A 26,790-nucleotide genomic window follows, 5' to 3' on the forward strand; every position below is an offset into this window, starting at 1 on the left:
CCGAATAGCTTGGGGGCGTGGGGGTCGTCCGGTCAGACGACGAACCGGAGGACCCACAGCGCGCCCATGCCGACGAGGATGGTGGCGAGCACGCGCTCGGTGTACCACGCGGCGAGCGCGGCCAACGCGCCGGCGACGAGTTTCTCGTTGCCGACGGAGACCGCGAGGTCGCCGGCGGGCGCGAGGAGCGCGGGGAAGACGAGCGCCGCGAACACGGCCGCGGGGACGTACTCCAGCGCCGACTCGACCGCCGGCGGCACGTCGTCGATACGGCCGAACAGGTAGATAAACGAGCCGCGGATGGCGAACGTGAGGACGCCCGCGAGGACGATGACGAGCCAGACGGTCGCCGAGTCGTAGCCGGTCGGCATTCAGGCGTCGCCTCCGAGGGATTCGACGCCGAGGCCGGCGAGGACGCCGACGACGGCCGCGACGATGATGTCGAGGTGGAAGGGGACGCCCGCGACGACGACGCCGGTGGCGACGAGGCCGCCGACCAGACACGACGCGCCGGACGCGCGGTCCTTCAGCGTGGGGACGAGCAGGGCGAGAAAGACCAGCGGCGCGGCGAAGTCGAAGCCCCACTCCGGCGGGAGGCCGGAGCCGAGGAGCGCGCCGGCGACGGTCGTCACCTGCCAGACGAGCCACAGCGACGCGCCCGCGCCGACGTAGTACGCGAAGCGGTCGGTCTCGCCGTCGCGGCCGTAGCGGGCGATAGAGACCGCGTAGGCCTGGTCGGTCAGGAGGTACGACGCGAGCGCCTTCGCCCGGGCGGTCAGGTCGCGGAAGTAGGGCGCGATGGAGGCCGAGTACATCATCGTCCGGAGGTTGATGACGACGGCCGTGCCGACGACGATGGCAAGCGGCGCGTCCGCGCCGAGGAGTTCTATCATGGCGAGTTGCGACGCGCCGGCGAAGACGAGACTGGAGAAGCCGAGGGCGTGCGCGACCGACAGCCCCTGTTCGACGGCCGCGACGCCGGCGACGAGGCCGAACGGCGCGATGCCGAGTTGGAGCGGCCCCGCGGCCCGGACGCCGTCGAGGAGGTCGGAGGAAACGGTTGGCATCTGTCGGTAGCACGGCGTCGCCCCCGAAATAGGCGTCTATCGTCGGGCGGATTGCCGGCTTTTTCCCTACCGACTGACGACGGCGACCTCGCGGATTTCGAGCGCCGTCTCGAACTCGTCGCGGCGGTCGGCGTCCGCGCCGACGCGCCGGAGGTGTTCGGCGTGCGCCCGGCGGACGGCGTCGACCTCGCGGTGCGAGAAGTCGAGGTCGAGTCCCTTCGTGTCCCAGTGGCCCAGCGGGACGAGAAACACCGCCGTCTCGTCGTCCTCGTGGACGCACTCGAACCCCTGTGCGTACTCGCCGGCCCGCCCGTCGAGATACGCCTGCGCCCGGTCGAGCAACCGCGGCAGACTGCTGGCGGGAACGCTCGCCTTCGCGGCCGCGAGCATGATGGCCGTGCCGTCGATAGCACCGCCGTGGGGCCCGCCGTCGTCGCCGTCCGGCGCGAGGCGCTCGCTGAGTCGTTCGCGCCCGGGTCGCCGGTCGCCGTCTGCCCCCACGGTCATCCCCCCGCGCGCATCGCCTTCCGCGCGAACCGCTCGACGAGGTCGTCGAGCGTCGCCTCGTCGCCCTCGAACGACAGTTGCACCTCGGTGAGTTGGATACTGCTCGTTATCGTGACCTCCTCGGTCTCGATGTCGACGGTCCAGTCGGGACCGACCACGCGGCCGTCGCCGTCGGCCTCGCCGCCGAGGCCTTCGAGGTACTGAATCGCGAGGCGGGGCGAGATGCCGCGGAACGCCCGCTGTCGGCGCGCCACGTCAGCCCCCCGCGACCGGCGGGAAGACGCTCACGGCGTCCCCGTCGTCGAGCGTCGTGGCCATCCCGTCGAGGTGAACCACCTCGCGCCCGTTTCTCAGCACGTTCACGTGCGGTTTGACCTCGCCGTCTTCGATGAGTCGCCCGGCGAGGCCGTCGTACTCCGCTTCCAGCGACCGGAGGACGTCGCCGACCGTCGCGTCGTCGTCGACCCGCCAGGAGATGGACTTCTGGCCGACCACCTCTCGAAACGTCGCAAAGAAGCGTAATTCGAGTTCCATACCCCTTGTCGGCGTCCCCGAGACAAAAAGGTACGTCGCGGCGGGGGCGCAGAGGAGTCCGACCCCCGTTATCGTGGACAGTAATTCAAATAAACTGCAAATATACCGTCTGAACGTTCTCAACCAATTAAGTCGATGGAGCGTCCAGACAGTCCGTTCGACCGAGCCTCCCAATCGGTTTTCGGTACCGATTCTCGCAGGTCGGTACGGCGCGGGCCGAGTGGTCCGTCCGCGACGGTCGACCCGCCCCGACGTCGTGCCGAGCGACTCGGCGGGTTACCGGCCTGCGTCGCGGACTTCGATGCGGCCGACGGACTCGACGGTGACGACGAGGTCGGCGTAGTCGAATTCCAGCGACGCACCCGATACGCGCGGCGCACCGGGCTCTTCGCGGCCGAATAGGGCGTCGAGGGCGTCGGTGTCGACGTGCTCTGTGAGCGGCGGCAGGTCCGCGTCACGGCGGGTGTGTTTGTCCACGGCCGCGGCGACCGCTTCAGAGACGGGCTGGGTGCGCTCGCAGTCGTACCAGACCCGTGTCGGTTCGAACTCGTCTCGGAGCTGTGTGTCAGATGTGATGATGGCTTCGTCCCCCCGATATCGTCCGTTCGATATGTCGTCCCAATCTGTTATATTTCTTGCGTACTATCGGTATGTTCCTTTGATAGTGACAAAATAATGCAAGACTATCGTGGTTGAGATGGGCTGTGAAACGTCCGCTGGGGCGACGCATCGGGCTGTCGGAGCGAGGCGGCAGTCGAAACAGTCCAAACGACAGACAGGAGAGTGAGACGCCGAACGTCCGACGGAGCCGAGCGAGAGTCAGCCGGAACGAACACAACGAAGACGCGAGAAGGCGACTGTCGTCGCGAAGTGACGCGGACAGGTCGGTTCAGGTCGGTGCAGGTCAGGGTAGGCCAGGGCAGTCAGACGGTCGGCGTCACGTCGGTGCCCCACGTGACGCGCCGGTACGACGCGTCGAGGGCCTGGGCGTCCTCCGGGAGGAGCGCCGCGACGAGGAACGTCGAGTACTGCTCGAAGTGGTCGACGAGCGCGGCGATGCGCTCGGCGTCGATGGCCTCGACCGAATCGAGGAGCATGAACGGGACGGTCTCGTACACCTCGTGGACGAGATAGCCCGCGAGGGCGAACACGAGGCCGACGACCTCGCGCTCGCTCTCGCTGAGGTGGTCGATGGAGTCTTCGTACACCGCGCCGGAGTCCGACGCGCGGACGATGTGGAGTTTGAACTGGGTCTTGTCGACCTTGCGACGGCCCTCGCGGACCCGGCGTTCGACCCGCTCCAGCCAGACGCGCTCGATGTTGTCGTAGCCGAGGAGGCCGAGCACCGTCTCCATCTCCTCGTTGAACGCCTCGACCGCCGCGGTCGTGAGCGAGCGGATTCGGGTCCGCGCGGCTTCGAGTTCTTCTTCGACCTGCGCGCGTTCGGTTTCGAGTTTCTCGCGCTCGTCGAACCGGGCGTCGAGCGCGTCGAGGTCGTCGTGGACGGACGCGAGTTCGTCGCGCTTCCGGTCGAGCGCGAACTCGGCCTCGTTGAGCTCCTTGTGGAGTTCGATGAGGTCCCCTTCGGCCTGTCCGCGGAGGTCCGACGCGTCGGCTTCGAGCGCTTCGACCCGCTCGGCGAGCCCCTCGCGGCGCTCGGTCAGCGACGCTATCTGCCCGGTGCGGCGGTCGAGTTCGTCTTCGAGTCGCCGGAGTTTGTCGCGGAGGCTCCGGCGGTCGCGTTCGGCCCGTTCGGCGGCCCGCATCGACCGTTCGAGCTCGTCGAGTTCGCGGCGGAGGTCGACGCGCTCCTCGCGTTTCTCGTCTCTGACCTCGCGGAGGCGGTCGGTCGTCTCCCGAATCTGGTCGCGGCCGACCTCGGTGCCGCAGGTCCAGCAGGTGGTCGTCTCCGACGAGACGAGCCGGTCGGTCACCGAGCCGTCGCCGCCGACCGCCCCCAGCGAGTCCTCGACGAGGTCGGTCTTCCCGTCGAGCACGTCCTCCGTGTACTGGACGACGGTCTGGAGCTCCGAAATCGTCGAGTTGAGCGATTCGATGCGCGACCGAATCGAGTCGATGCGGTCGTTCGCCTCGCCGGGGTCGACGGCCTCGCCGTCGAACGAATCGAGCTCAGACTGGAGCTCGCCGCGCTCCTCGCGGAGCGATTCGACGCTCTCGCGCTCGCTCTGCAGGCGGAAGCGGACGGTTTCGAGGTCCGACCGCGCCGACTGGAGGTCGGACAGCACCTCGTCTAACGCCGCCTGATTCTCGCGTTGGGACTCGACCGTCCGGTCTTCGGCCTCGATTTCTGCGTCGAGTTCGTCGCGCTCGGCTTCGAGCTCCTCGATTTCGGCTTCGAGGGCGTCGCGTTTCGATTCGAACGACCGCCGGTCGGCTTCGAGCGAGTCGAGCGAGTCGAGTCGGCGCTCGACCTGCGTGCGTCGGCTCTGCAGGCGCTCGATTTCGGCCTCGATGGCGTCGGTGTCGACCGGGGCCATGATGACGTCGTGGAGGTCGCGCTCCGCGACGACCGCCCGCCGCGCCTCGTTCGAGCCGAGGAGGAACGCAAAGCGGTCCGCGGTCGTCGTGTCTCGGAGGTACGGCGTCCCGTCGGTCGAGACCGTCCCGTTCTCGCGCGAGAGGATGCGGGTGTACGTCCGGCCGTCGAGTTCGAGTTCGACGATCCCCTCGTCGGCGTCGCCCTTGAGACTGACCGCGTCGCTCCCGCACGCCCCCATGAGCGCGCGCAAGAAGGACGTTCGGTTCGTCGCGTTGCGGCCGGTGAGCACGGTGACGCCGGGGTCGAGCCTGACGCTCCGCTCGTCGATGCCGCCGATGTTTCGTATGTGGACAGTCGCCGCCTGAAGTGCCTCTGAATCGTTCATGTGTCGGATGTGGATGTGTGAGAGCGCCCGAGCCGCTACTCGTCTCCGTCGTGGTCGCAGTCGCAGTGCCCGGAAGAGAGAAGCGCCGTCGGGGTCATTCGCGTGTCGCAGTCTGTGCAGGTGACTCTGATGTCGACTTCGACCTCGTACGCGCCGATGAAGACCGCCTCGGCCTTCACCAGTCGGTCGATGACGTCGATGGTCACGGTGCGAAGTCGGGACCGGAGCTTTCGAATCGTCGCGAGTCCCGACTCGGTCGCGTCCGTCCCGTCGTCGTCGTCGTCCTCGCGCTCGACGTTTCGGTGTCGCTTGAGGTAGTTGTACACCGACTGGTAAGAGATGATGTCGGCCTCTAACTGCTCGACATCGACGCCGCGCTCGCGGAGCGTGTTCCGCGCGTCGGTGCGGCTTCCCGCGGTCACGTCGTCGCTCGTCAGGAGTCGGTAGAAGTTCTCCGCCTCGCCATCGAGGACGTGCGCGCCGGCCTCGTCGAGGGCGGCCCGGATGAGTCGCTTGTTCACGTCGCCCTCCAGTTCGCGGAGGCTCCGTTGTGGCCGCCCCTCGCCGAGCCACGCGGCGACGAGGTCGTCGCCGAGGCCGTCGAGTCCGTATCGGTCCGCGATGCGTTCTATCTTCGGACCTCGGCCGCCGCGGCGGGATACCGTCCTTCCAGAGTCTCGCATTGTGACTTCGCTGTCGCAAGCTTAGCGTGCAACACCCTAAGCGTTACCCATAGGTTATCAGAGATGATAAAACTAGAACACGAGCGAATTACACGATCTACGGGACGATTCTCACAGAGTTCGAGAAGGTTCCGAGAAACGTCAGCGGGCTGGTCGGCCACGCGCCGCCCGACCGCGGTCGGGTTCGGCCGTCAGTTCTCGCGAACTGTCACCCAGAGGTGGACCTCGCGGTAGGCGTTGTCGACCGTCGGCGACGCCGGCGGCGCGCCCTCGTAGAGGAGGTACGTCAGTCGCAGGCGCTCGCCCGTCATCGTCGGGCGGACCTCGTGTGGCTCGTGCCACGTCTCGTTGTGTTCGAGCCGGGGGGTGAACGTCCGGAGCCGCTCGGACTCCAGGACGGTCGTCGAGTTGTTCGACACCTCGACGCGCTGGAGCACCGCGACGACGGTGTAGTTCACCGGCCGGTGTTCTCGATTGCCGACGCCGAGGACGAGCGACGCCGGCTCGCCACGGACGAGTTCCTCCGGGTAGTTGTCGGCGGTGAGTTCGTCGTTCCCGTCTTCGGTCAGGAGGTACAGTTCGGTGAACGACTCGCCGTCTTTCGGCACCGCCACCGCGTAGCCGACGCTGGCGGTCGCGAGCACCACGCTCACCACGAGGACGACGTTCAGCATCGCGTCGGTCCGCGACGCCGGCTCGAACAGCTCGTCGCGCGCGGCGGCGAACCACCGCTGATAGGGCACCACCAGTCGCTCGCCTTCGGGGAGCGCCGACCGCCGGCTCGCCGCGAACGCCGTCGCGACGAGCGTGAAGCCGCTCACGACGACGAGGATGGGGGCGAGCCGTATCCCCCACGGCGTGAAGTTGAGGACGAGGCCGAGAAGCGGGACGACAGCGATGCTCGTCCCGAACGACAGCGCCACCCGCTCGATGCCGTCGATACCCGATATCCGGTCGTGGTCCTCGTCGGCGTCAATCGGCGGACCGCGCTCGGGGAACAGCGCCGCGATGAGCGCGTAGCCGGGGATGAAAAGCACGAACGGCAGGCCGACGACGACCCGAAGCGGCGTCCCCGCCAGTCCGGGCGTGAGCGTCGCGACGAGCGTGAGCGCGACCCCCGCGACGACGACCGCGAGGTCGGCCGGGAGGTCGCGGACGGGTCCGGGGAGGAACAACCGCCAGTCTTGGCGCGGCGACATCTACCCGAGGTGGGAGACACGAACACAAAAATCATTTGTCAGCCGCGGGTTCCGGCGGCGCTACTCGACCGCGCCGACGGCTTCCGAGGAGTCCGTACCGTCGCCCGAATCGAGCGGTTCGGTCGCGCCGGACCCGACCGGGGCGGCGAGCGAGCGGGCCGTCTCGACCAGTTCGGCGGCGTCTTCGTCGCTCACCGAGAGCCCGCTGTAGGCCGCGCGCTCGTACCCCGCGGTGAGCGATTCGAGCGCGTCGGCGGGCGCGACGCCGGCGTCGACACAGCGGTCGCAGAACTCCCAGTGGGTCGCGGCGTCGTCCACCCCCGCGGCGGTCCCGAGCGACTCTCGGACGCCCGCGTAGGCGACGACCACCGCGTCGTTCGGCCGGCCGGCGTCGAGGGCCGCGGCCGCCGAGTCCAACGCCGTCGTCCCCGTCCCCGCCGGTTCCGGGTCGACCGTGTCGCCGGCGTCCGACGCGCCCGACTCGTCGGCGACCGCCGCCGTCAGGGAGTCGCCGGCGCCGTTCCGCCGGAGGAGGACGGCGGCGACGAGACCGACCACCGCGGTCCCGACGACGACCCACGCGAGGTCGAACGGGTCGAACGGGAGCCCGCCGGACGCGCCGCTTCCGCCGGCGGCGGCACCGTCCGAGAGCCGGACGCTCGCCGTCGCGGCGGACGACCCGAGGTTCGTCCCCGCGCCGTCGAACGCGGCCGAGACGGTCGCGTTCTCGGCGCTGGCGTCGCTCGGGAGGTCGAACGTCGCCCGGTACGCGCCCGACTGGTCGGTCGTCGCCGACGCGACCGCGCGCCCGCCGACGCTGACGGCGACGGTCTGGTCGCGCACGGCCTCGCCCTCGTCGGTTTCGAGTCGGCCGTCGACGACGACCGTCCCGTTCCCGGTCTCCCGGGCGCTCGCGTCGAGCGTCGTCCCCTCGGTTTCGAGCGGGACCGACGCCGTCGCGGGGGCGAACGTGACCGCCCTGTCGTCGCCGTCGGGCACGACGCGAATCGAAGCCGCTCCCGTCGCGGTCGCGGGGACGGTCGCCGAGATGGTCGACCGGCCGCTCGCGTCCGTCGCCGCCGCGGTCGCCGACGACCCGGCGAAGGTCGCCGAAAGCGGGTAGTCAGCCACCGGCGTCCCGTTCGCACGAACCGCGGCGCGAACCGAGACGGCGTCGGCGTAGCCGTAGGGCGACGCGGACGGCCCGGACAGGTCCGCGGTCGCGTTCACCTGCGAGACGGCGACGGGGACGACCCGCTCTGTCGCCTGATACATCGACGCGTCGTTCGGGAGATACCGGACGACGAGCGCCGAGGTGTCGGCCGGAATCCGCGTCGGTCGGTAGGTCAGTTCGAACGAGCCGTCGGGGTCGACCGCCGACCGGACCGTCTGCCCACCGACCGCGAAGCGGGCGGTCGTCGCCGCGACCGGCGTGCCGTTGTCGGCGACGAGCGACCCCGAGACGACGAGCGGGTCGGTAAAGGAGATGTTCCGGTCGTAGTCGTCGACGCTGAGGCGGGTGGCGACGAACTCGCGGGAGACGATTTCGTCGCGCCGCTCGGAGATGTTCGCCTGCACCGCCCCGATTCGGGCGCTGGACTCCGTCAGGTCGCCGTCGGTCCGGTTCGAAATCGTCTCGAACGCGTCCGTGAGCCGGGCGGACTGCGTCTCGCCGTCCTCGGCAAGGCGCGTCAGCTCGCGGGCGAGTTCGCGGGCGCGGTCGTCGTCGCCCGCCTGCCTCGCCGCCTCGTACTCGCGGCGGGTCTCGCGGAACTCGCTGACGGTGTCGACGTACGCCCGCTGGGTCTCGCCGACGGTCCGGTACTCCTCGCCCGCGCGGTCGTCTCCGGTCTCGCCTTCCACGTCAACGTACTTGGCGAGCGAGTCGTCGTAGTCGTCGCCGAGCGCCGCCCTCGCGGCGGCGTATTCGCCCCGACTGAGTCGCAGGGCGCTCGCGCCGATGTCGCCGTTGAGTTCGCCCGAGAGGTACGAAAGCAGGCGGTCGAGCTCGTTCTCGTCGTCGGCCTCGTCGGGGTTCTCGTGGAGGACGCCGGTGCTGTTGTTCGTCTCGTTCGCGGTCTGTCGCGGCGGTCCCGCGGCCGACCCGAGCGCCGAAGCGCGGCCCGGGTCGGCACCGACCGGCGCTGACGTCGTCGCGGCCGGGCCGTCTCCGGGCGGGGCGGACCACGCCCCCGTCCCCGCGGAAACGACCGTCACCGGCGCTGTCGAGACGAGACAGGCGACGACGAACATCGTCCAAAGCAACCGCGCCCGGCGGCCCGATTCTCCACGCACTACCCGTAGCCAGACGGGGGGACCTAATGGGTTTTGGCATTCGGCTGACGCTCCGCGGACGGGCGAGTCGCGCGATTCGGGGGACTGAGCCGGGTTAACAACCGGTTTAACGGCCGATTGAATCCCGAGTGCGCCCCGGGTCGTCCGGGGCGCACTCGCAGGCGCCGCCCGCGCCCAACACAAACATTCAACTTGGCCGGCACGAATCGAATCCACGATGCTTCCGACCCGCCGGTGGGCCGCGCTCGCAGGCGTCGCCTGCTCTCTCGCCGTTTACGCGGTCGTCCTCGACGAGCCGACGCCGCTCGTCGCCGCCTGCGGCCTCGCCGCGTGGCTCGTCGTCGCGCAGGTCGACGCCGTCGAGGCGATGCGCGCTGTCGACCGCGACCTTTCTGCGACCGTCTCGGTCGAGCCCACGTCGGTGTTCGTCGGCGACCGCGCCGCGGTGACGCTGACGGCGTCGCTGTCCGAGGCCGTCGACGCGCCCGTCGAGGTCGAACTCGTCGCGCCGCCGAGCGTGAACGCGCCGGAGCGGTCCCGCCGGACGGTCGCGTTCGACCCCGGCGAGACCGAGGGGTCGGTCACGTGCAGTGTGGAGTTCCCCGTCGCCGGGCGAATCGCGTTCGACGAGGCCGCCGTCGACATCGAGGGCCGCGCCGGTTTCTTCACCGAGACGGTGACGCTCGACCTCGACGCCCGCTGTCTGGTCGAACCGCCGGCCCCCGACGGCATCCACGTCGGCCGCGGCGGCGAACTGGTCGGCGCGACCTTCGGCGACCACGCCAGCGACCAGACCGGCCCGGGGCACGTCCCCCACGAGACCCGGCAGTACCTCCCCGGCGACACGCTCTCGCAGGTCGACTGGAAGACCACCGCGCGGATGAACCACCCGTACATCCGCGAGTTCGAATCTGAGTCCGACTACCTGCTGTCGCTCGTGGTCGACTGCGGGTCGCACATGAACCGCGGGCCGACCGGGCGGACGATGCTGTCGTACGCCCGCGAGGTCGCGCTCGGCCTCGTCGACGCCGCGGAGTCCCACTCCGACCCCATTTCGGCGCAGTTCGTCGGGGACGACGCGACGACGTGGGAGTTCGGCCCCTCCTCGTCGTCGAACGCCTACCAGACGGTTCGGCGGCGACTGCTCGCGATAGCGCCGACGACCAGCCCGCGCCGCCCGGTCGGCGCGTCCCGCCCGGTCGCGCCGGAAGACGCCCGCAAGCGGAGCCGCCGCCTCGACGGCGACGACTCGGCGTTCGCGGCGACGCTCCGCCCGTACCTCAAAGACGGCGAGAGCTACGTCTCGCGGGTCAGCGACCGGCCGCTTTTCGACGCGGTGAAGTCCGCGTGCTCGCGGTCGGACCGACAGGACCACCTCGTGCTCGTCACCGACGACTCGGCGAAAGTCGAGACGTACGAGGCGGTCGTCGTCGCGTCGAAACGAAGCTCCCAGACGAGCGTCTTCCTCACGCCGACGACGTTCTTCGACGACGCGGCCGAGGGCGAGACCGTCGATGCGAACGGGGCGAACGGAGCGGGCGACGCGGCCGGGTTCGTCGCCTTCGAGGAGTTCAGAAAGCGCCTCGAACGCCTGCCGAACGTCACCGCCTACGAGGTCGCCCCGAAGAGCGCGATGAGACTGGCGACGGGGCGGGCCACCGCCGCGGAGTGATACCGATGGAGACACCTGTGAACCAGAGCGAACGGACGATTCGAACCGTGTTGGACGCGAACGAGCTCACCCCGATGGACGCGGCGGGCGTCCTCTGTTTCACCCTCGCGGTGGGCCTGACAGACGGGCTGTGGGGGGTCGCCGCGGGCGGCCTCGTCCTCGTCGCGGCGGCGGCGAGCGAGGGACCGCTCGCGTTCGTCGTCGCTCAACTGACCGCCGTCTCGCTGTTCGGAGACGCGGGCCTCGTCGCGCTCGGAGCCACGCAACTGGCCGCGTTCCCGCTCCTCGCGAGCGCCGCGTACGAGCGGCCGCCGGACCGCGCTCGGCTCGCCAGACTGGCGGCGGGCTACGTCGTCGCCCTCGGGGTCGCGTGGGCGCTGTGGACGACGCTCCGGTGGGCGTGGCAGGCCGCGCTGGTCGCCGCCGTCCTCGCGGCGGCGGTCGCCTACGGACTCCACCGCTACGAGCGCGTCGCGCTCGGCCTCGTCGACGCGACGGAGGCGGAGCGATGAGCGCGGACGACGCCCGCGACCGGGACCGGGAGTCGGCGTTGACCAACGGGGACGCCCGCGCCGTCGTGTCGGCCGCCGCCGGCGACGACGGCGGCGACAGGCGACCGAGCACCGACGAGGCGGACGACGCCCGCGGCGAACTCGCCACCCTCCGACGCGAGAACGCCCGGCTCAGACAGCGCTACGAGGCGCTCCGAACGGGCCGGTATCGACAGACCGCCGTCGCGCTGGCCGGACTCGGCGTCGCCGGCCTCATCGGCGGCGCGCTGTTTCCGCCCGTCCGAGAGACGCTCGTCGTCCTCGGCGCTATCGGGCTGTTCGCCGCCGCGGTGACGCGGTATCTCACCCCCGAGCGATTCATCCCCGTCAGTGTCGGGTCGTCCGTGTTCGGCGCGCACGCGCGCAACCACGCCGCCGTCGTCGACGAGCTCGGCCTGCAGGACGCGGCCGTCTACGTCCCCGACGGGGCGCGCGACAGCGTTCGCCTGTTCGTCCCGGAGCACCGCGACTACGCCCTTCCCGACGCCGAGGCGCTCCGCGACACCTTCGTCGTCACCGACGACGAACTGACCCGCGGCGTCGCGTTCGACCCGAGCGGCGGCGGCCTGTTCGACGAGTTCGCACGGAGCCTCGACGGCCCGCTCGGCGACGACCCCGGGACGCTGGCGCGACAGGCGACCGACGCCCTCGTGGAACTGTTCGAACTCGTCGAGACCGCGACCGCCGAGACGGACGCCGCGGACGGTCGCCTGACGGTTCGCGTCGAAAACTGCCGGTTCGCCTCGGCCGAGACGTTCGACACGCCGGTCGCGTCGTTCGTCGCCGTGGTCGTCGCCCGCGGCCTCGACGCGCCGGTCGTCGCCGAGGTCGCCGCCGGCGAGGAGACGGACTTCGCCGTCACCTGCCGGTGGGAGGTCGAAGACGACGGGGAACACGAATCGTCAGCCGACGCGGCGTCGGAGAGTGAAAGTGAGCCCGAAGAAGCAGAAGCAGAAGCCGACGAGCGACGATAGGTCGCCGGCGCGCCCTCAGTCGTCGTCGCCCGCGACCGAGGAGGTCGTCGACTCGTCGAGGCCGACTTCGGGCGTCGGCACGGTGTCGACGACCTCTTCGACGACGTCTCTGGGGTCGCGCCCGCTGATGTCCGCCTCGGTCCCGAGGACGAGGCGGTGCGACATGATAATCGGAGCCAGTCGCTTCACGTCGTCCGGAATCACGTAGTCGCGGCCGCGAATCGCCGCGGCGGCCTTCCCGGCCCGCAGGAAGGCCAGCGAGGCGCGGGGCGACGCGCCGAAATCGACCGCGGCGTGCGTCCGGGTCGCGCCGACGAGGTCGAGGATGTAGTCGAACACCTTGTCGTCGACGTGGACGCTCGTGACGACCTGTCGGGCCTCCCCGATGTCGGCGTCGTCGATGACGTTCGAGATGTCCGAGGGCTTGAGCGACGGCGAGCGGTCGAACCGTTCGAGAATCTCCCGCTCGTCTGCCCGGTCGGGGATGTCGACGACGACCTTGAACTGGAAGCGGTCGCGCTGGGCCTCCGGGAGGTTGAACGTCCCCTCGTACTCGATGGGGTTCTGCGTTGCGACGACCATGAACGGGTAGGGGAGCTTGAGCGTCTCGCCTTCGATCGTCACCTGCCCCTCTTCCATCGCTTCGAGGAGCGCCGACTGCGTCTTCGGCGTCGCGCGGTTAATCTCGTCGGCGAGGACGACGTTCGAGAACACCGGCCCCCGCTGGAGGTCGAACTCGCCGAGGTTCTCGCGGTAGATGTGGGTGCCCGTGATGTCGGCCGGCAACACGTCGGGCGTCATCTGAATCCGCTGGTAGTCGAGGTTCGCGGCGTGTGCGAACAGGTTGGCGATAGTCGTCTTAGCCACGCCCGGAACCCCTTCGAGGAGGACGTGCCCGTTCGTCAGCAACGCGATAGTGAGCGCCTCTATCGCGTCTTCGTTCCCGACGAGGAGTTGCGACGTCTCGTCCAGGATGGCCTCGTAGACCTCTTCGGGAGCACTCATATGGCAACAGTCGGGACGGCGACCACATATAACTGCGGTCTCGGCGAGCCCGCGAGACGGACGGCGGGCCGACCGCGTCCCCGAGCGCCTCGACGGCCTACGAGAACCGTCCCCGCCGGGCGACGAGCGCGACCGCGCCGACGACGAGGCCGCCGAACAGGAGTTGCAATCCGGCCGAGCCCCGGAGCGCCCGAAGCGCGACCTGCAGGGGCGGGCGCTCCTCGGCGTGCGAGAAGTCCAACACGACGGTCTGTCGGTCGGCCGCGAGCGCCGCCGCGAACGCCCGGTTGTCCGGGCGGTCGAGCATCGCGTTGATGAACACGCTCGGGTCGCTCACGACGACCACGTCGCCCGCGCCGAGGCGCTCTGCCGTCACGACGGGGTAGGACTGAAGCGTCTCGGCGTCGTCCAGTTCGCCGTCGTCGTCGCGGTCGAGATACGAGAAGTTCGACGAGCGGACGAGGACGGTGCTTTCGTTCGACGTCACCGTCGCCGGGTGGTTCAAGGTGAGTTGCGTCACGTTTCGGGTGAGCGGGTCCGCGGCGACGCGCGTCGCCACCGGGAGCGCGCCGGAGCGGTACTGGTGGCGGTCGTCGCGGAGCGGCGTCCGGTCGATGCGCGCCGACGCGCCCAGTCGGGCGAGCAGGTCGTTGCCGTGCGGCCTGAAGTCGTCGGCGACGACGACGGTCCCCCCGGCGCGGACGAACGACTCGACGCGGGCGGCCTCGGCGTCGGTGTAGCCCCGCTCCGGGGAGATGACGAACGCGACGGTTCCCGCCGGCTCGACCTCGTCGTACTCGGTGGTGTTGTAGACGACCTGCGTCTCGGCACCCGCGTCCGAGGCGACCCCGCGAATGCCCGAGCCGCCGTCCCACGCGGCGTTGAACGCGCCGTAGGTGGACGACGAGGTGCCCGCGCCGACGCCGACGCCGACGAGCATCGCGACGAGGAGCGCCGCCGCCAACAGGTGCGGATAGCCGACCTCGCGGGAGCCGAGGCGCACTCAGAACACCCCCGGCGGGAGGATGTCGAGGATGCGTCTGACCACGATGTAGCCGAAGGCGACGAGGCCGCCGCCGATGAGCCACAGGAGCCGCCGCCGCCACGCGGGCGTCACCGCGACCGGCGCGGTGAGTTCGACGACGACGAGAAAGCCGATGAGGGACACGACGAACACCAACTCGTAGGACAGCGCGTCGAGGAGGACCAAGACGAGCGTCGCGCCGAGCATCCAGGCGAGCTGGGCGCGGATGAACCGCTCGCGTCGTGCCGTTGCCATGTACGGTCGTGGACGGGGCGGGATAACTAAACTATCGCTTGCGGGGGTCGGGAACCCCCCGGACGCCACGCCGCGACTACAGGTGGTCGAGCGGTCGGATGCCGGCTATCTGTCGGCTGACCGCGAGCGACGAGACGAGGCTCATCACGAACGCGATGGCGAAGCCGCCGGCGAGGACCGTCTCCGGGAGGACGACCACGTCGCCGAACCCGACGAGCAGTTGGGCCAGTCGGTTCAGACCGCGCGCGGCCGGGAACGACAGCGCCACCCCGAGCAGGCCGCCGAGCGTCCCGAGAACGAGCGACTGCACGACGAGCGTCAGCGACAGCGTCGACGACGACGTGCCGAGCGCCTTCAGCGCGGCGAGCTCCCGCGTTTGGTGGTAGACGTGCGACAGCAGGACGTTCACGCTGAGCGCCAGCCCCGCCAGTAGCGCGAGGAAGACGAGGCTCCCGCCGGCGGCCATGATGACCGCCTGGTCGCGCAGAATCTCCGTGAGCTGTTCCTGGTTCGTCCGCACGTCGTAGTCCGGATAGTCCGCTTGGATGTCGGCCGCGACCGCCTCGGGGTCGGCCCCGTCGGCGACGGTGAGCGTCATGAGCGTGGCCGTGTCCGCGCCGGTCGTGCCCGTCACCTCCTGAAGTTCGCTCAGGTGGACCACGACGCTCGGCGTGCCGAGGAACCGCGAGAACGTCGGCGAGACGCCGACGACGGTGAACTCGTTTTCGCGGGCGATGCCCGTGGTGCCGCCGACGTACAGCGAGTCGCCGACGGAGACGTTCATCATCTCGGCGGTCCGCTCGTCGATGACGACCTCGTGGGTCATCGGCCCGGAGTAGTCGCCGTCGGCGTAGTGGACGTCGGTCCGGTTGAACCCCGAGCCGTTCGTAATCTGGACCGACCCGCCGCGGGCGGGCGCGCCGACGCCGACGAGCGTCTCGTAGTCGGAGTCGTTGGACCTGACGTACACCGTCTGGAACGACATCGGCGTGACGAGTTTCACGTCCTCGCGGGCCTCCAGTTCGGCGTCTAACCCGTGGGCGTCGACGATGCTGTTTTCGAAGCCGCCGACGCCGGTCGGCGAGAACCGGACCGGGCCGCCGGTAATCCACACGTCGCGGCCCGCCGCGTCGAACTGCTGTTGGCCCGTCTGTATCACGCCGATTCCCGTCCCGGCCAGAAGCGTCGCCGCGAGGACCGCGAGCGTGATTCCGAGGACGGTCAGGACCGTCCGCCCGCGGGCGTGAGAGAGCTGTGAGACCGCGATTCCCGCCGACGCGCGGACGCGGGAGAGCCGCGGGAACCGCGACGACGCCGGAAGTGTGCTCGCGTCCGAACCCCGGTTCGGGTCGGCGTCCTCAGTCATGCGACATCGCCTCCAGCGTCGGCGTCCGCCAGGTGAGCCACGCCGGATAGACGGAGGAGACGAGGCCGATGAGCGCCGCGACCGCGACGCTGTAGCCGACGAGCACCGGGTCGAACAGCGCGACTTGCACCCCGAGGAGCTCCCGCGTAATCGCGTTCGTCAGGTGGATACCGCCGATGCCCGCCACGACGCCGACGACGCCGCCGACGGTGGCGACGACGACCGTCTCGGCGACGACGAGCAACATCTGCGAGCTCGTCCGGTAGCCCATCGCCGAGAGCACGGCGAGGTTCCGGCGGTCGGCGTTGACTTCGAGGCCCATCATCGTGGCGACGAACAGCACGCCGACGAGGACGGCGACGACGAGCGAGACGGCGGCCATCGCGAGCGGGAGACTGGAGGTCGACGCGCCGCGGACGGCGAGGCCGGTCTGCGTGACGACCGAGGTCCGCGGGTAGAGCGCCTCGATGTCGGACCGCACGCCCGGCGAGTCGGTGCTGACGAGCAGTTGGTCCGCGAGGTCGCCGTCGGTCGAGCCGGTCATCGTCTGCAGTTCCGAGAGGTGGACGAGCGCGACCGGGACGGGGCCGACGCCCGACGACAGCGACCCCTCGCGGACGTCGACGACGGTGAACGCGGCCCGCGAGCCGCCGACGCTCGCGGTCACCTCGTCGCCGGGCGAGACGCCGAGCAGTTCCGCGGCGGCGTCGTTGAGCACGAGTTCGCCGGTCCGCGGGCCGTCGTAGCTCCCGTTGGCGTAGTGGGGGTCCCCCGGCGTGAGCGACGCCGTCGAGACGCCGACGACCGACGTGGGTTTCTCGGGCGGGATGATGCCCGCCGCGAGGACGTACTCGTCGGTCGAGCCGCCTTCGGGCGCGAGCGTCACCAACTGCGTCTGGACCGGCGTGGCGTAGTCCACCCGCTCGTCGCGTGAGAGCCGGTCGGTAATCGCGTGGGTGTCGCCGAGTTGCGGACTGCCGACCGAGACGGCGACCGACGAGGCCGTGCTGGCCTCGGGGACGACCCAGTAGTCGACGCCCTCGCTCTGGATGGCGTTTTCCGCGCCGAGACCGAGGGCGATGCCGCTGACGGTCGTCATGAGCGTCACGGCGAGAGCGACGCCGAGGACGCTCAACAACACCTGCTTCGAGGAGGTGGTTCGCAGGCGGCCGAGGACGCGCCGCCCCGCGAGGCCGACGACGCCGAACAGTCGGTGTCGCCTAGCCATCGCTCACCACGTGGCCGTCGCGGAGGCGGACGACGCGGTCGGCCCGCTCGATGACGTGTTCGTCGTGCGTGGCGACGACGACCGCCCGCTCCGTGGCGGTCTGTTCGATGTAGTCGAGGACGCGTTGGCCCGTCTCGGTGTCCAACTCGCCGGTCGGCTCGTCGGCGATGAGCACCGCGGGGTCGGAGACCAGCGCGCGGGCGATGGCGACGCGCTGTTGCTCGCCGCCGGAGAGTTCGCCCGGCTTGTGGCCGGCGCGGTCGCCGAGGCCCACCCGTTCGAGCAGTTCTTCGGCGCGGGCGCGTCGGTCGCGCTTCGACACGCCGCGTTCGATGAGCGGGAGCGCGACGTTGCCGCGGGCCGAAAGCGAGGGCAACAGGTGGAAGTGCTGGAAGACGATGCCGATGGTGTCCCGGCGGAGTTTCGTCCGCCCGCGGTTCGACAGCGACCGGACGTCGGTGCCCGCGATGCGGACGTCGCCGCGGGTGGGCGTGTCGAGCGCGGCGAGGAGGTGCAACAGCGTGGACTTGCCGCTCCCGCTCGGGCCGGCGATGGCGACGAACTCGCCCGTCGAGACCGAAATCGAGACGCCGTCGAGCGCGCGGACCGTCGGGGCGTCGGACCCGCGGGAGAAAAACGAGTCGGACCCGCGGGTGTACTCCCGAACGACCCGCTCGCAACGGAGAGTCGCCGCCGCGTCCGCCGCGTCGGGGGGACGGTGTTCGGAGACCGAATCAGACATACTGCCACGTGGTCCCCGGCGTGACATATACTTGGTGCGTGGCCGCCGCGGGGACGGGGCTAGGGTGACGCTGACCCACCCGACCCGACCCGACGAACGTCCAGAGTCGCGGGGATGCGTCGGCACGCGTCACCCCACGGTTGAATAGCCTCGGCACCGTCCGCCTCGGTAGTGTTCCCAATCGGCCACCTCGCCCTCGGATATCTCTCGGTTTCGCTCTTCCGAGTCGGCCGTCGACGCCCGCTTCCGACCGGGTGGACGCTGGCCGCCGCGCTCGTCGGCTCGCAGTTGCCAGACCTCATCGACAAACCGCTCGCGTACTACGGCGTCCTCGTCAGCGGCCGCTCGCTCGGCCACTCGCTTCTCGTGATGCTTCCGGTGCTCGTCGTCCTCGTCGGCGTCGGCCACCGGCTTGGCTACAGCGAGCACGCGACCGCCCTCGTCGTCGCGACGCTCTCGCACTACCTCGGCGACACCTACCGGGCGCTTCTCGCCGGCGACTGGGGTTCGATGCAGTTCCTCCTGTGGCCCCTGTTCCCGGCGACCGACTACGCCTCGGACTCGATTCCGCCGTGGGTCCGCGTCTTCGAATCGCTGGGCGACCCGCGGTACAACTTCCAGTACGCCCTCGCCGCCGTCGCGTTCGGGCTCTGGCTGGTCAACCGACTCGACCGTCGGCGAGCGCGAGCGGAGCGGTAGACAAGCAAAGAAAAAACGGTGGTAACGCGAGAGAAAAGAGCGTTAGCCGACGAGTCGCCGGCCGACCGCGAAGACGACGAGCGCGCCGAACAGGAGGTACGGCGCCGTGTTCGGAACTTCCGAAGACGTCGTCGTCTGGGCCGTCGCCGACGTGGACTCGTTGGGCGTCACGACGTTGTCGGTCGTCGTCTGGGCCGTCGCCGTCGACTCGGTGGAATCTCCCGTCTCGTCGGCGTCGGTCGTCGTATCCGTCGCGTCGGTCGTCGTCGACTCGGCGGTGTCGGTCGCCGCCGTCGACGTGTCGGTCGACTCCGAGGTGGTCGTCGTGGCGTCGCCCGTGCCGCCGCCGCCGCCAGCACCGCCGGAGCCGTCGTCGGGCGTGGACGTGTCGGTCGCCTGTTCGACCACCTCGACCGTCGAGGCGTCGCTCACGCCGATGAGCTCGTTCTCGCCGAGGGCCCGGTCGTCGCCGCGGACGACCGCGTACAGCGAGTAGTCACCGGCATCCACGTCGTCGGTGGAGACGGACGCCGAGTAGTGCGTGTCGTTGACCGCCGAGGCGTCGACGCGGACGTTCTCGGAGTCGTCCGCGAGGACGACCTGCACGGCCTCGACGGACTCGCCCGACGCGACCTCGTCGAGTTCGACGGTCACGTCGAGGTCGTCCGACTGCTCGACGCTCCCGGCGGCCTGCGTCGAGACCGCGTAGGCGCGAATCACGAGCGGCTCGCCGGCGTACACCTCTTCTGTCGACTGGTTGCCGACGACGACGGCGTACGTTCCGGGGTCGAGTCCGCCGGTACCGAACTCGCGGTCTGCGTCACCGGTCGCCGACGCGGACCGCCGGATTCGCTGTTCGGAGTCGAGAATCGTGATCGTGTAGTCGCTGTCGCTCGGCGCGTCCACGGAGACCGAAACGGTGTCGCCGGCGTCGGCGCGGCCGACTTGGGTGACGGTGAACTCGCCTTGCGAGGTCGAGACGGTTCTGTCGACGGTGTCGATGGAGCCGCCGATATCGATATCGTAGTCCCCGTTGGCCCCCACGGCCGGGGGCGCGACGGCCGCGAGGAGCATCGCGGCGACCACGAGAACGGGAATCGAGACGCGGGGTCGTAGCATCATCGTTCGTTTTGCTGACCGGTGGTAAAAGCTTGTAGGCAGTTCGTCGCGCCGTCCGCGGGCGGCGCTGGTCCGGTCGAAAAAAACGAAGGAGAGACGAACCGCGCGGTGCGGTCGTTGTCGTTAGTCGTTCCGGCGGACCGCGAGGAGCGCGGCCGCGAGGAGCGCGACCACGGCGAGCGCCGCGCCGAATCCGGGAACGGGGGAGTCGGTCGTGCCGCTCGCGGTCGTCGACGTTTCGTCGTCGAAGCCGGGCGTACTGGACGCCGTGGTGGTGCCGTCGTCCGGCGTCGTCGTTGTCGTCGTGTCGTCGTCGGTCGTCGTCGTCGTGACGACCTGCCGCGACGTCACGGCGAAGTACGAGAAGCCGGGCGTGTCGGCCTCGATGACGACCGCGCCGTCACCGCTGTCGACGACGCGGGTTTCGAGGTCTTCCCACGAACCGGAGTCCTCGTTGAACCGCCGGACCACGAGGTCGGACGATTCGACGCCGAGTTCGTCGAGCCGGCTCTGTCTGACGGTGAACCGGAGGGTCGACTGGCGGTCGCGCGCGCTGTCGGGCACGTCGATGCGCACGTAGCTGACGGCCGTGCCGCCGGGCTGTCCCACGCTACCGGGGAGCCCCGAGCGTTCGCTGACGGTGATCTCACCGGTCGTCCGCTGACTGAACGTGATGCTCACCGCGGAGACGCCCTGCCCGCCGTCGAACTGCGCGTCGAAGCCGGGTGCCGAGAACAGCCGGTCGCTGTCCGTGGTGTCGTCGTGGGGGAGGCTGTTACCGCCGCCGCCGCCACCGCCGCCGCCGACGTTCGCCTCCTCGACGGTGATACTGCCAATCGTGACGCCGTCGACCCGCAGGTCGTACGTGCCGGCGTCGTCGATGGAGACGCTGTACGTCAGCGTGCCGGAGGAACCGGGACCGACGGTGACGCTCTCGGTGGCCAGCGTCGTGCGGCCGGCCGTGAGCGCCTTGGTGTACGTCCCCTCCGCGGTGCCGGTGTTGTTCACGCGCACCTTGACCGTGAACGTCTCGTCGGTGTCCACGGTCGTCTGCGAGATGGTGCTCGCGCCCGCGTCGATGCTGAACGCCGGGGCACGCGCCGAGACGGTGACCGTGTCGATGGTCGTGCCGTTGAACGCGTAGACGTAGTCGCCGGTTCCCGGCGGGGTGTCGGTGAAGGTGAACGTCCGCTGTGCGCCGGAGGCGAGCGAGGTCGAGACGTTCCCGACCGTCGTCCCGTTCCGGGTCACGTCGCCGGAGACGTTGCCGCTCGCGCCGCCGAGGTTACCGAGTTTGACCGTGACGGTCGTCTCCTCGCCTTCGAGGAGCGACGTCGGACTGGCCGACGAGTCGCCGAGCAGTTGGATGTCGGCGGTCGGCGAACTCACGTCGAGCGCGTTCGTCGCGGTCGTCCCGTTGACCGCGACCGTGTAGGTGCCCGCGTTCGTCGGCTTGATGACGAAGTTCACGGACTGGTTCTCACCGGTGGCGAGGGTCACGGACTTCGTGACGCCGAAGTCGGTGGTGCCCGCCTGACTGGTTCCGGTGACGCCGACGTCGGTCGAGCCCGACTCGTCGCCGAAGTTCTCGACCTCAGCGGTCACCTCGACTTTGTCGCCGGTCTGGGCGGTCGCCGGGTCGAGCGAAACGGACGTCACCGCGATGTCCGGCCCCTGATTGACCGAGAACGTCGTGTCGTTCGTGGTCGTGTCGCCGTTGTTGTTGGTGACGCGCACGCTGAGCTGGTGGTCGCCCGAGTCGATTTCGGACGAGTTGAGATCGAGCGTCGCGCCGGGGTTCGGGAACACCGTCGCGTCGTCGGTCACGTCCTCGCCGTCGAGCAGAATCGTCACCGCGGAGGCGTCGATTCCGCTCTCGGGGTCGGTGTAGTTCACTTCGACCGAGAAGTTATCGTCGCTCTCGAAGGTGGCGTTCCGGGAGCTGACCCGCGTGACGTTCGGTGCCGTCAGGTCGGGCGCGACGCTGAAGTTCACCGTCGAGGCGTTCTCGTTCCCACTGCGGTCGGCCGCCGAGACGGACACCGTGTGGTTGGTGCCCGGTTCGAGACCGGTCTTGTTGAACCAGACGTTCGAGAGGTCGTCGAGGTTCGCCTCGCTCGTGACGTCGGTCCCGTCGAAGGTGACGGTCACGGAGCTGAGGTTGACGCCGCTTTCGGCGTCGTCGACGCTCGCGGTCACGTTGACCGAGGTCGTCGTGTTCGAGAGCTCGTCGCCCTCGGCGGGGTTCGAAATCTCGACTGCCGGGTCGGTGTCGTCAGCGGCGATGCTGAAGTTCGTCGTGCTCTCGACGCTGTTACCGGCGTTGTCGGGCACGCGAACCGTCAGGTTGTGCGTCTCGTCGTCGTCCACGGGGACGGTCATGTTGAACCCGGTCGCGTCGGGCGCGGCCGAGGCGCTGATGTCCTGTCCGTCGTACAGGACGGTGACGTTCTCCGCGTCGACGCCGGTGTCGTTCACCGCGTCGCTCGCTTCCTCGTAGGTCGCGTTGAGTTCCACCGTGTCGGTGCCGAACGGGAAGGTCGTGCCGTCGGTCGGGCCGAGCGCGGTGACCGTCGGCGCTTCGCGGTCGTCCTGCACGGTGAAGTTGACCTGTTCTGTCGCCGTGTTGGCGGTCAGGTTCGTGTCGGACGCCTCGATGGTGACGGTGTAGTCCGCCGGCGGGAGGCCGGGCGTGGTGTAGTTGACCGACTCGTTCGTGACCGTCGCGTTGTCGGTCACGTCTCTGAGCTGGCCGTCGCTTTCGACCGTCACCGACACCGAAGAGGTGTTGACGTCCACGTTGTCGGAGAGCGTCGCGTTCACCGAGACCGTGTTGTTGACCTCGGAGAACTCGACGCCCTCGGTCGGGTCGTCGTAGCTGATGGTCGGCGCTTCCGTGTCGTTTGTGACCGCGCCGTAGGTCGACAGACCGGTTCGGGTCGCGGTGTAGTAGTCACCGGACAGGACGAACGGGTCGGTCTGGAGCGTCGTCGGGAGCACCCGCGTGCCGCCGCGCTCGATGTAGACGATGTTGAAGCCGTTGCCGGAGGTGTCGAGGTCGGCGCTGAAGCCGTAGGTGACGTCCTCGATTTGGTCCTCGGTGAGGCCGGCGTTGGCTTCGAGGTATCTCGTCGCCGCCGTGCCCTGCGAGAGGGCGTTCGGCGGGATGTTCGTGTCCGTCAGCGTGACGACGGTCTGCCCGGCGGGCAGGTCCGCGTCGTCGCTGGCGTTAATCCGAATGAACGTGTTACCGCTCGAGCTCACGAGCAGGAGCGTCGACTTCTCCGAGAAGTTGTTGCTCGTGACGGTCGCCGTACTGGAGTCGCTCGCCGTGTTGCCGGCGCGGTCGGTCCCCGTCACGTCGAGCGCGTACTCGCCGGACTCGTTCGTGGCGAGCTCGGCGGTCCACGTCGTCGAGTCGAGCCGCGTGAGGGTCAGCGACTCGACGTCGTCGTTCGGGTACGTGAGTTCCGCGTCGGGGGTGTCGGCGAGCGGTTCCGTGCTCGCCACGCTGACCGAGAGGTTACCGGACTCGGTCGTGTTGAGCGTCGCGGTGACGCCGGGGTCGGTCGTGTCGACCACGACGGGCTCGGACCATTCTACGGTAACGTCGTTGTTACCGAGGTCGGTCGCGGTCGCCGTCAGCGTGTAGCTCCCGTCGGGGAGTTCCGAGGCCACGTCGAGCGTGTGGTTCCCCGTCTCGCCGTCCGGCGTTCTGTCGGGCGTCCGTTCGAACGTCGCCGTCACGCCCGAGTCGGACTCGAACGTGTACTCGACGGTGACGCTCTCCGAGGTGCTGTAGGTGACGTCGACGCTCCCGTTCGTGTAAACGGTGTCCGTCGTCCCGTCGACGGCCGACACGTCGTAGGTCGGCTCGTCGTTGTCCACGCAGACGGTGGCGTTGGCGACGCCGGTGTTCCCGCCGGCGTCCGTCCCCACGAGCGTGAGGTTGTAGGAACAGCTGGCGACGAGCGCGCCGTCGTCGTTCGTGCCGTCCCACTCGATTTCGAACGCGCCGGTCGAGCGGGCGAGCGAGGTCACGTCGCGCGTGTAGACCTCGTCTCCGTCGTTGTTACGGACGACGAACGCCGCGGATTCGAGGTTGTCGTCGGCGCTGTCGAGCGTGATGTCGACGGGGTTGTTCGCGCTCACGTCCTCGCGGTCCTCGTCGTAGTCGGGGTCGAGCGTGAGACTCGCGGTCGGCGCGGTCTCGTCGTACTCGAACTCGAACAGCCGCGAGGTGGCGTGGCCGGCCTCGTCGACGACGGTCAGTCTCGCGGTCGTCGGCCCCTCGGCGAGCGGGACGCCGAGTTCGGAGACGTTGATTTCGAGCGTCGAGTTGGTGTTCGTCGTCGCGCCCGAGAGGTCGACGGCCGTGCCGTCGACGACGAGCCTCGTCGCGCTGGCGTTGATCCCGGACTCCGAGTCGCCGTTGCGGTCGTCCGCGAAGGACGCCGAGACAGTGCTCGACGGCCCGGCGACGTCGGTCGGCGCGACGCTCGTGACGCGCGGCGAGGAGACGAAGTCGAAGGTGAACGTCCGGGTAATCGTGTTCCCGGCCGTGTCGGTCGCGTTGACCGTCAGCGTCGTCTGTCCCTCGTCGAGGTCGCCGGTCGGGACGGTCGCACTCCCGTTGGCGTCGAGCGAGAGCGGCTGTGGGCCGTTACCGAAGTTGTACGTCGCGCGCCTGATGTCCGACTCGTCGCTCACGCTGAGCGTGATGGGCGTCCCGAAGGGAACCGCGCCCTGTGCGGGTGCCGGAAGCCGGACGGTCGGCGGGAGCCGGTCGCGCCGCGTGACCGTCAGCGTCGAATCCGCTTCGACGTCGTTGACGGCGACGGTGAAGTTGCCGACGTCGTCGGAGCCGAGCGCGGTCGGCGCGAGGGCGGTCACGTTCCTCGTGACCGTGGAGTCGGGGCTCACGGCGACGGTTCGGGTGACGTTGTAGACCTCCGTGCCCGACTCGTCACCGGTCGTCGTGTACGTGAGCCGGACCAGGTCGGAGAGCCCGCCGGTGTTCTCGACGGTCGCCGAGACGGTGTAGCGCTCGGTCGTGTTGATGCTCGTCGGCTCGACGGTGACGTCGGTCACGCTCGTATTCGCGGGCGCGATGACGCGGACGGTCCGCGAGACGAGCTCGGCGTCGTCGGTCGAGAGCTCGTCGATGGAGACGTTGTAGGTTCCGGGGTCGTCGAACGAGGTCGTGAAGCTCACCTCGGTCGACTCGCCGGGCTGGAGCGCGCCGGTGTCGGACGGCGACTGCGCCTCGCCGTCGATAGTGAGCGCCGCCTCGTAGCTCCCGTTGACCTCGCCGACGTTCTCGACGGTCGCGTTCGCGACCACGTCGGTCCCGGGAACGACCTGTTGGGGCTCGACGGTGAGGTTGCTGTACTCGAAGGTCGCCGGCTCGAACACGTCGAGCGCGAGCGTGGCGTCGGCGAACGCCTCGCCGTTCGTCACGTTCTTCGACGCGATGGCGTCGTACTCGCCGGCCGTCGGAACGGTGACGACCGCGACGCCGTTGGCGTCCGTCTGGACGGTCGTGTCGCCGACGGTGACCTCGGCGTTCTGGACGGCCGCGCCGGTGTCCTCGCGCGTGACGGTGAACTCGACGTCGTCGCCCGCGACGGGCGTGGTCGTGTTCGCCGTCAGGTTCAGCTGGACGCTCTCGGCGACCTGTAGCGGCGCGCGGTTCGTCACCGACTCGGTGCCCGACTGGTTCGTCGCCACGTGCATCACGACGTAGTCGCCGGGCGTGGCTCCGTCGGGGATGGGGACCTCGACGGTCGTCCGGTTGCCCGCGACCTTGGTCACGGCCGAACCGTAGACGGTCGCGCCGGGACTGACGACGCGGACGTCGTCGAACTGCGACGTGCTGTCGTTGAAGCGGTCGAAGATCGACATCGCCGTCTGGCTCCCGACGAACGACTGCGAACCGGGAGTGACGCCCATGACGTTCGTGTCCGCCGGCATCTGACTGGTGCCGTTGACCCGCGCGATTTCGGTTTCGAGGGAGATGCTCGACCGGTCGGTCGCGTTGATGGTCTGGTCGTAGTTCGAGAGGTCGGACTCGTTGAAGATTGCGACGGTGTGGCTGACCTCGGTCGCGTCGAGCGACGAGGCGTCAACGGTGACCGTCACGTTCTGGCCGTTGCCCGCGGGCGACGGCGCGCTCACCGACGACGACCCCTGCTGGACCGGCAGGGCGTCGACGCCGACGAACGTGACGTTGCCGTCGGTTTCGAGGTTGCCGTCGCCGTTGGCGTCCGAAAAGCCGTTCCCGTCGTCGACGGTGACGACCGCGAACATCCACATGCCGGACTCGTCGGGCGTGAACGCGAACGAGTTGTCGTCCGCCGCGCCCTGCGCCGAGCCGACGACCGAGGAGGTCACGCTGTCGTCGCTGGTGAGCGTCTCAGCGACGCCGGAGATGCTCCGGGGAATCGACGCGCCCTTCTCGAGTTTGGCCGCGACGAGTTGGACGTCCTGGTCCTCGATGGCGCGGGGAGCGCCGGCGTTCGAACCGGCGAACGTGAACGGGACCTCCTGTCCGACGTTGTACACGTACATCGGGTTCTTTCGGAGGGACTGTTCCGGCCCACCTACCCGTACGTACGTGTTGACCGACTGGACCTGATACGCCGCGGCCGAATCGAGCCGCGGGTCGGTGTCGTCAGGCCGGAGCGTCAGGAACGCGCCGTCCCAGACGCTGATGTTCTCCGACGCCTGTGTCAGTTGGTCGTCGTCGACCGTGTCGAGTTGGTTAGCGGGCGGTCCCCCCAGTTGTGCCTCACCTGTGGTGGTCCCGACGCTCGCAGACACTGGGCCTGCGATAACCGAGAAAACCACGATGAGAGTGAGTGCAAGACTCAACCCTTGTTGGGAGAGCCTGCGGTAACGACTCATGTCTCACTCAACAGATACGAACGCCATAATACTTTTGAATGGAAAACTTTCTGAAAAATCGATTCGTCGTCGCGGGCGG

At 69.4% G+C, this 26,790-nt stretch carries 22 protein-coding genes; 4 read left to right on the forward strand and 18 right to left on the reverse strand.

What is annotated here, in order from left to right; all coding sequences use genetic code 11:
• Positions 1–32 precede the first annotated feature (32 nt).
• From IEV64_RS03470 to IEV64_RS03515, 10 genes are all read right to left on the reverse strand, one after another.
• Positions 33–371, reverse strand: coding sequence for an AzlD domain-containing protein (locus tag IEV64_RS03470; protein ID WP_007275591.1), 339 nt, complete (start codon positions 369–371; stop codon positions 33–35).
• Entirely contained in the window at positions 372–1,067 is a 696-nt protein-coding gene (locus tag IEV64_RS03475) for an AzlC family ABC transporter permease (RefSeq protein ID WP_050459488.1), read from the reverse strand.
• A 66-nt stretch (positions 1,068–1,133) separates the two neighbouring features.
• Positions 1,134–1,574 (reverse strand): DUF8048 family protein, encoded by a 441-nt coding sequence (locus IEV64_RS03480; RefSeq protein ID WP_007275589.1) that lies wholly within the window; start codon positions 1,572–1,574, stop codon positions 1,134–1,136.
• A complete protein-coding gene (locus tag IEV64_RS03485) occupies positions 1,571–1,828 on the reverse strand; it encodes a MoaD-like domain-containing protein (RefSeq protein ID WP_007275588.1) in 258 nt (85 codons plus the stop codon). The genes IEV64_RS03480 and IEV64_RS03485 overlap by 4 nt, the downstream gene beginning before the upstream one ends.
• Position 1,829: 1 nt before the next feature.
• Positions 1,830–2,108 carry a ubiquitin-like modifier protein SAMP3 gene (samp3, locus tag IEV64_RS03490; protein ID WP_004969175.1) on the reverse strand — a complete coding sequence of 93 codons (279 nt, stop codon included), beginning with the start codon at positions 2,106–2,108 and terminating at the stop codon, positions 1,830–1,832.
• Between the two features lie 276 nt (positions 2,109–2,384).
• Positions 2,385–2,738 (reverse strand): DdfA family disk-determining factor, encoded by a 354-nt coding sequence (gene ddfA, locus IEV64_RS03495; RefSeq protein ID WP_306452310.1) that lies wholly within the window; start codon positions 2,736–2,738, stop codon positions 2,385–2,387.
• Positions 2,739–3,031: 293 nt separating this feature from the next.
• Positions 3,032–4,993 (reverse strand): archaea-specific SMC-related protein, encoded by a 1,962-nt coding sequence (locus IEV64_RS03500; protein WP_188423153.1) that lies wholly within the window; start codon positions 4,991–4,993, stop codon positions 3,032–3,034.
• Between the two features lie 35 nt (positions 4,994–5,028).
• Positions 5,029–5,676: a rod-determining factor RdfA gene (gene rdfA / locus IEV64_RS03505; RefSeq protein ID WP_188423154.1), complete on the reverse strand. Its 648-nt coding sequence runs from the start codon at positions 5,674–5,676 to the stop codon at positions 5,029–5,031.
• A gap of 191 nt (positions 5,677–5,867) precedes the next feature.
• A complete protein-coding gene (locus tag IEV64_RS03510; protein ID WP_188423155.1) occupies positions 5,868–6,875 on the reverse strand; it encodes a DUF1616 domain-containing protein in 1,008 nt (335 codons plus the stop codon).
• A gap of 60 nt (positions 6,876–6,935) precedes the next feature.
• A complete protein-coding gene (locus IEV64_RS03515; RefSeq protein ID WP_188423263.1) occupies positions 6,936–9,128 on the reverse strand; it encodes a DUF4129 domain-containing protein in 2,193 nt (730 codons plus the stop codon).
• Between the two features lie 259 nt (positions 9,129–9,387).
• Between IEV64_RS03515 and IEV64_RS03520 the strand changes: the two genes are divergently transcribed.
• Genes IEV64_RS03520 through IEV64_RS03530 form a run of 3 tightly spaced genes read left to right on the forward strand, consistent with a single transcriptional unit; the run spans position 9,388 to position 12,367 of the window.
• Positions 9,388–10,842: a DUF58 domain-containing protein gene (locus IEV64_RS03520; protein ID WP_188423156.1), complete on the forward strand. Its 1,455-nt coding sequence runs from the start codon at positions 9,388–9,390 to the stop codon at positions 10,840–10,842.
• Between the two features lie 17 nt (positions 10,843–10,859).
• Positions 10,860–11,354: a DUF8163 family membrane protein gene (locus IEV64_RS03525; protein ID WP_188423264.1), complete on the forward strand. Its 495-nt coding sequence runs from the start codon at positions 10,860–10,862 to the stop codon at positions 11,352–11,354.
• Positions 11,351–12,367, forward strand: coding sequence for a DUF7982 domain-containing protein (locus IEV64_RS03530; protein ID WP_188423157.1), 1,017 nt, complete (start codon positions 11,351–11,353; stop codon positions 12,365–12,367). Before IEV64_RS03525 ends, IEV64_RS03530 begins: the two co-directional genes overlap by 4 nt.
• A gap of 15 nt (positions 12,368–12,382) precedes the next feature.
• Here IEV64_RS03530 and IEV64_RS03535 read toward each other — a convergent pair whose 3' ends face one another.
• The 6 genes from IEV64_RS03535 to IEV64_RS03560 all read right to left on the reverse strand — a co-directional run bounded on the left by IEV64_RS03535 (position 12,383) and on the right by IEV64_RS03560 (position 17,987).
• A complete protein-coding gene (locus IEV64_RS03535) occupies positions 12,383–13,372 on the reverse strand; it encodes an AAA family ATPase (protein WP_188423158.1) in 990 nt (329 codons plus the stop codon).
• Between the two features lie 97 nt (positions 13,373–13,469).
• Positions 13,470–14,375 (reverse strand): DUF4350 domain-containing protein, encoded by a 906-nt coding sequence (locus IEV64_RS03540; RefSeq protein WP_188423159.1) that lies wholly within the window; start codon positions 14,373–14,375, stop codon positions 13,470–13,472.
• Complete coding sequence (locus IEV64_RS03545) at positions 14,376–14,651, reverse strand: DUF8044 family membrane protein (RefSeq protein WP_004969163.1); 276 nt, start codon at positions 14,649–14,651, stop codon at positions 14,376–14,378. It abuts the gene before it with no gap.
• A gap of 76 nt (positions 14,652–14,727) precedes the next feature.
• Positions 14,728–16,017 carry an ABC transporter permease gene (locus IEV64_RS03550; RefSeq protein ID WP_007275946.1) on the reverse strand — a complete coding sequence of 430 codons (1,290 nt, stop codon included), beginning with the start codon at positions 16,015–16,017 and terminating at the stop codon, positions 14,728–14,730.
• Positions 16,010–17,245: an FtsX-like permease family protein gene (locus tag IEV64_RS03555; RefSeq protein ID WP_007275945.1), complete on the reverse strand. Its 1,236-nt coding sequence runs from the start codon at positions 17,243–17,245 to the stop codon at positions 16,010–16,012. The genes IEV64_RS03550 and IEV64_RS03555 overlap by 8 nt, the downstream gene beginning before the upstream one ends.
• Entirely contained in the window at positions 17,238–17,987 is a 750-nt protein-coding gene (locus IEV64_RS03560) for an ABC transporter ATP-binding protein (RefSeq protein ID WP_007275944.1), read from the reverse strand. Before IEV64_RS03560 ends, IEV64_RS03555 begins: the two co-directional genes overlap by 8 nt.
• Before the next feature lie 171 nt (positions 17,988–18,158).
• On the opposite strand from IEV64_RS03560, the gene IEV64_RS03565 reads away from it, so the two are divergent.
• Positions 18,159–18,686 carry a metal-dependent hydrolase gene (locus tag IEV64_RS03565; RefSeq protein ID WP_007275943.1) on the forward strand — a complete coding sequence of 176 codons (528 nt, stop codon included), beginning with the start codon at positions 18,159–18,161 and terminating at the stop codon, positions 18,684–18,686.
• A gap of 42 nt (positions 18,687–18,728) precedes the next feature.
• On the opposite strand, the gene IEV64_RS03570 is transcribed toward IEV64_RS03565, so the two are convergent.
• On the reverse strand, positions 18,729–19,808 hold the full coding sequence (locus IEV64_RS03570) for a hypothetical protein (RefSeq protein WP_007275942.1): 1,080 nt from the start codon (positions 19,806–19,808) through the stop codon (positions 18,729–18,731).
• Between the two features lie 120 nt (positions 19,809–19,928).
• Entirely contained in the window at positions 19,929–26,654 is a 6,726-nt protein-coding gene (locus IEV64_RS03575; RefSeq protein WP_188423160.1) for a PGF-pre-PGF domain-containing protein, read from the reverse strand.
• Between the last annotated feature and the right edge of the window lie 136 nt (positions 26,655–26,790).

The sequence above is a fragment of the Haloferax sulfurifontis genome (assembly GCF_014635105.1).
Classification (GTDB): domain Archaea; phylum Halobacteriota; class Halobacteria; order Halobacteriales; family Haloferacaceae; genus Haloferax; species Haloferax denitrificans.

Excerpts from the sequence above, each read along its gene's own strand:
- IEV64_RS03470 (WP_007275591.1), bottom strand. The coding sequence starts at position 371 with ATGCCGACCGGCTACGACTCGGCGACCGTCTGGCTCGTCATCGTCCTC.
- IEV64_RS03535 (WP_188423158.1), bottom strand. The coding sequence starts at position 13,372 with ATGAGTGCTCCCGAAGAGGTCTACGAGGCCATCCTGGACGAGACGTCG.
- IEV64_RS03480 (WP_007275589.1), bottom strand. The coding sequence starts at position 1,574 with ATGACCGTGGGGGCAGACGGCGACCGGCGACCCGGGCGCGAACGACTC.
- IEV64_RS03550 (WP_007275946.1), bottom strand. The coding sequence starts at position 16,017 with ATGACTGAGGACGCCGACCCGAACCGGGGTTCGGACGCGAGCACACTT.
- IEV64_RS03530 (WP_188423157.1), top strand. The coding sequence starts at position 11,351 with ATGAGCGCGGACGACGCCCGCGACCGGGACCGGGAGTCGGCGTTGACC.
- IEV64_RS03545 (WP_004969163.1), bottom strand. The coding sequence starts at position 14,651 with ATGGCAACGGCACGACGCGAGCGGTTCATCCGCGCCCAGCTCGCCTGG.
- IEV64_RS03570 (WP_007275942.1), bottom strand. The coding sequence starts at position 19,808 with ATGATGCTACGACCCCGCGTCTCGATTCCCGTTCTCGTGGTCGCCGCG.
- IEV64_RS03510 (WP_188423155.1), bottom strand. The coding sequence starts at position 6,875 with ATGTCGCCGCGCCAAGACTGGCGGTTGTTCCTCCCCGGACCCGTCCGC.
- IEV64_RS03555 (WP_007275945.1), bottom strand. The coding sequence starts at position 17,245 with ATGGCTAGGCGACACCGACTGTTCGGCGTCGTCGGCCTCGCGGGGCGG.
- IEV64_RS03560 (WP_007275944.1), bottom strand. The coding sequence starts at position 17,987 with ATGTCTGATTCGGTCTCCGAACACCGTCCCCCCGACGCGGCGGACGCG.
- IEV64_RS03520 (WP_188423156.1), top strand. The coding sequence starts at position 9,388 with ATGCTTCCGACCCGCCGGTGGGCCGCGCTCGCAGGCGTCGCCTGCTCT.
- samp3 (WP_004969175.1), bottom strand. The coding sequence starts at position 2,108 with ATGGAACTCGAATTACGCTTCTTTGCGACGTTTCGAGAGGTGGTCGGC.
- rdfA (WP_188423154.1), bottom strand. The coding sequence starts at position 5,676 with ATGCGAGACTCTGGAAGGACGGTATCCCGCCGCGGCGGCCGAGGTCCG.
- IEV64_RS03515 (WP_188423263.1), bottom strand. The coding sequence starts at position 9,128 with ATGTTCGTCGTCGCCTGTCTCGTCTCGACAGCGCCGGTGACGGTCGTT.
- IEV64_RS03500 (WP_188423153.1), bottom strand. The coding sequence starts at position 4,993 with ATGAACGATTCAGAGGCACTTCAGGCGGCGACTGTCCACATACGAAAC.
- IEV64_RS03475 (WP_050459488.1), bottom strand. The coding sequence starts at position 1,067 with ATGCCAACCGTTTCCTCCGACCTCCTCGACGGCGTCCGGGCCGCGGGG.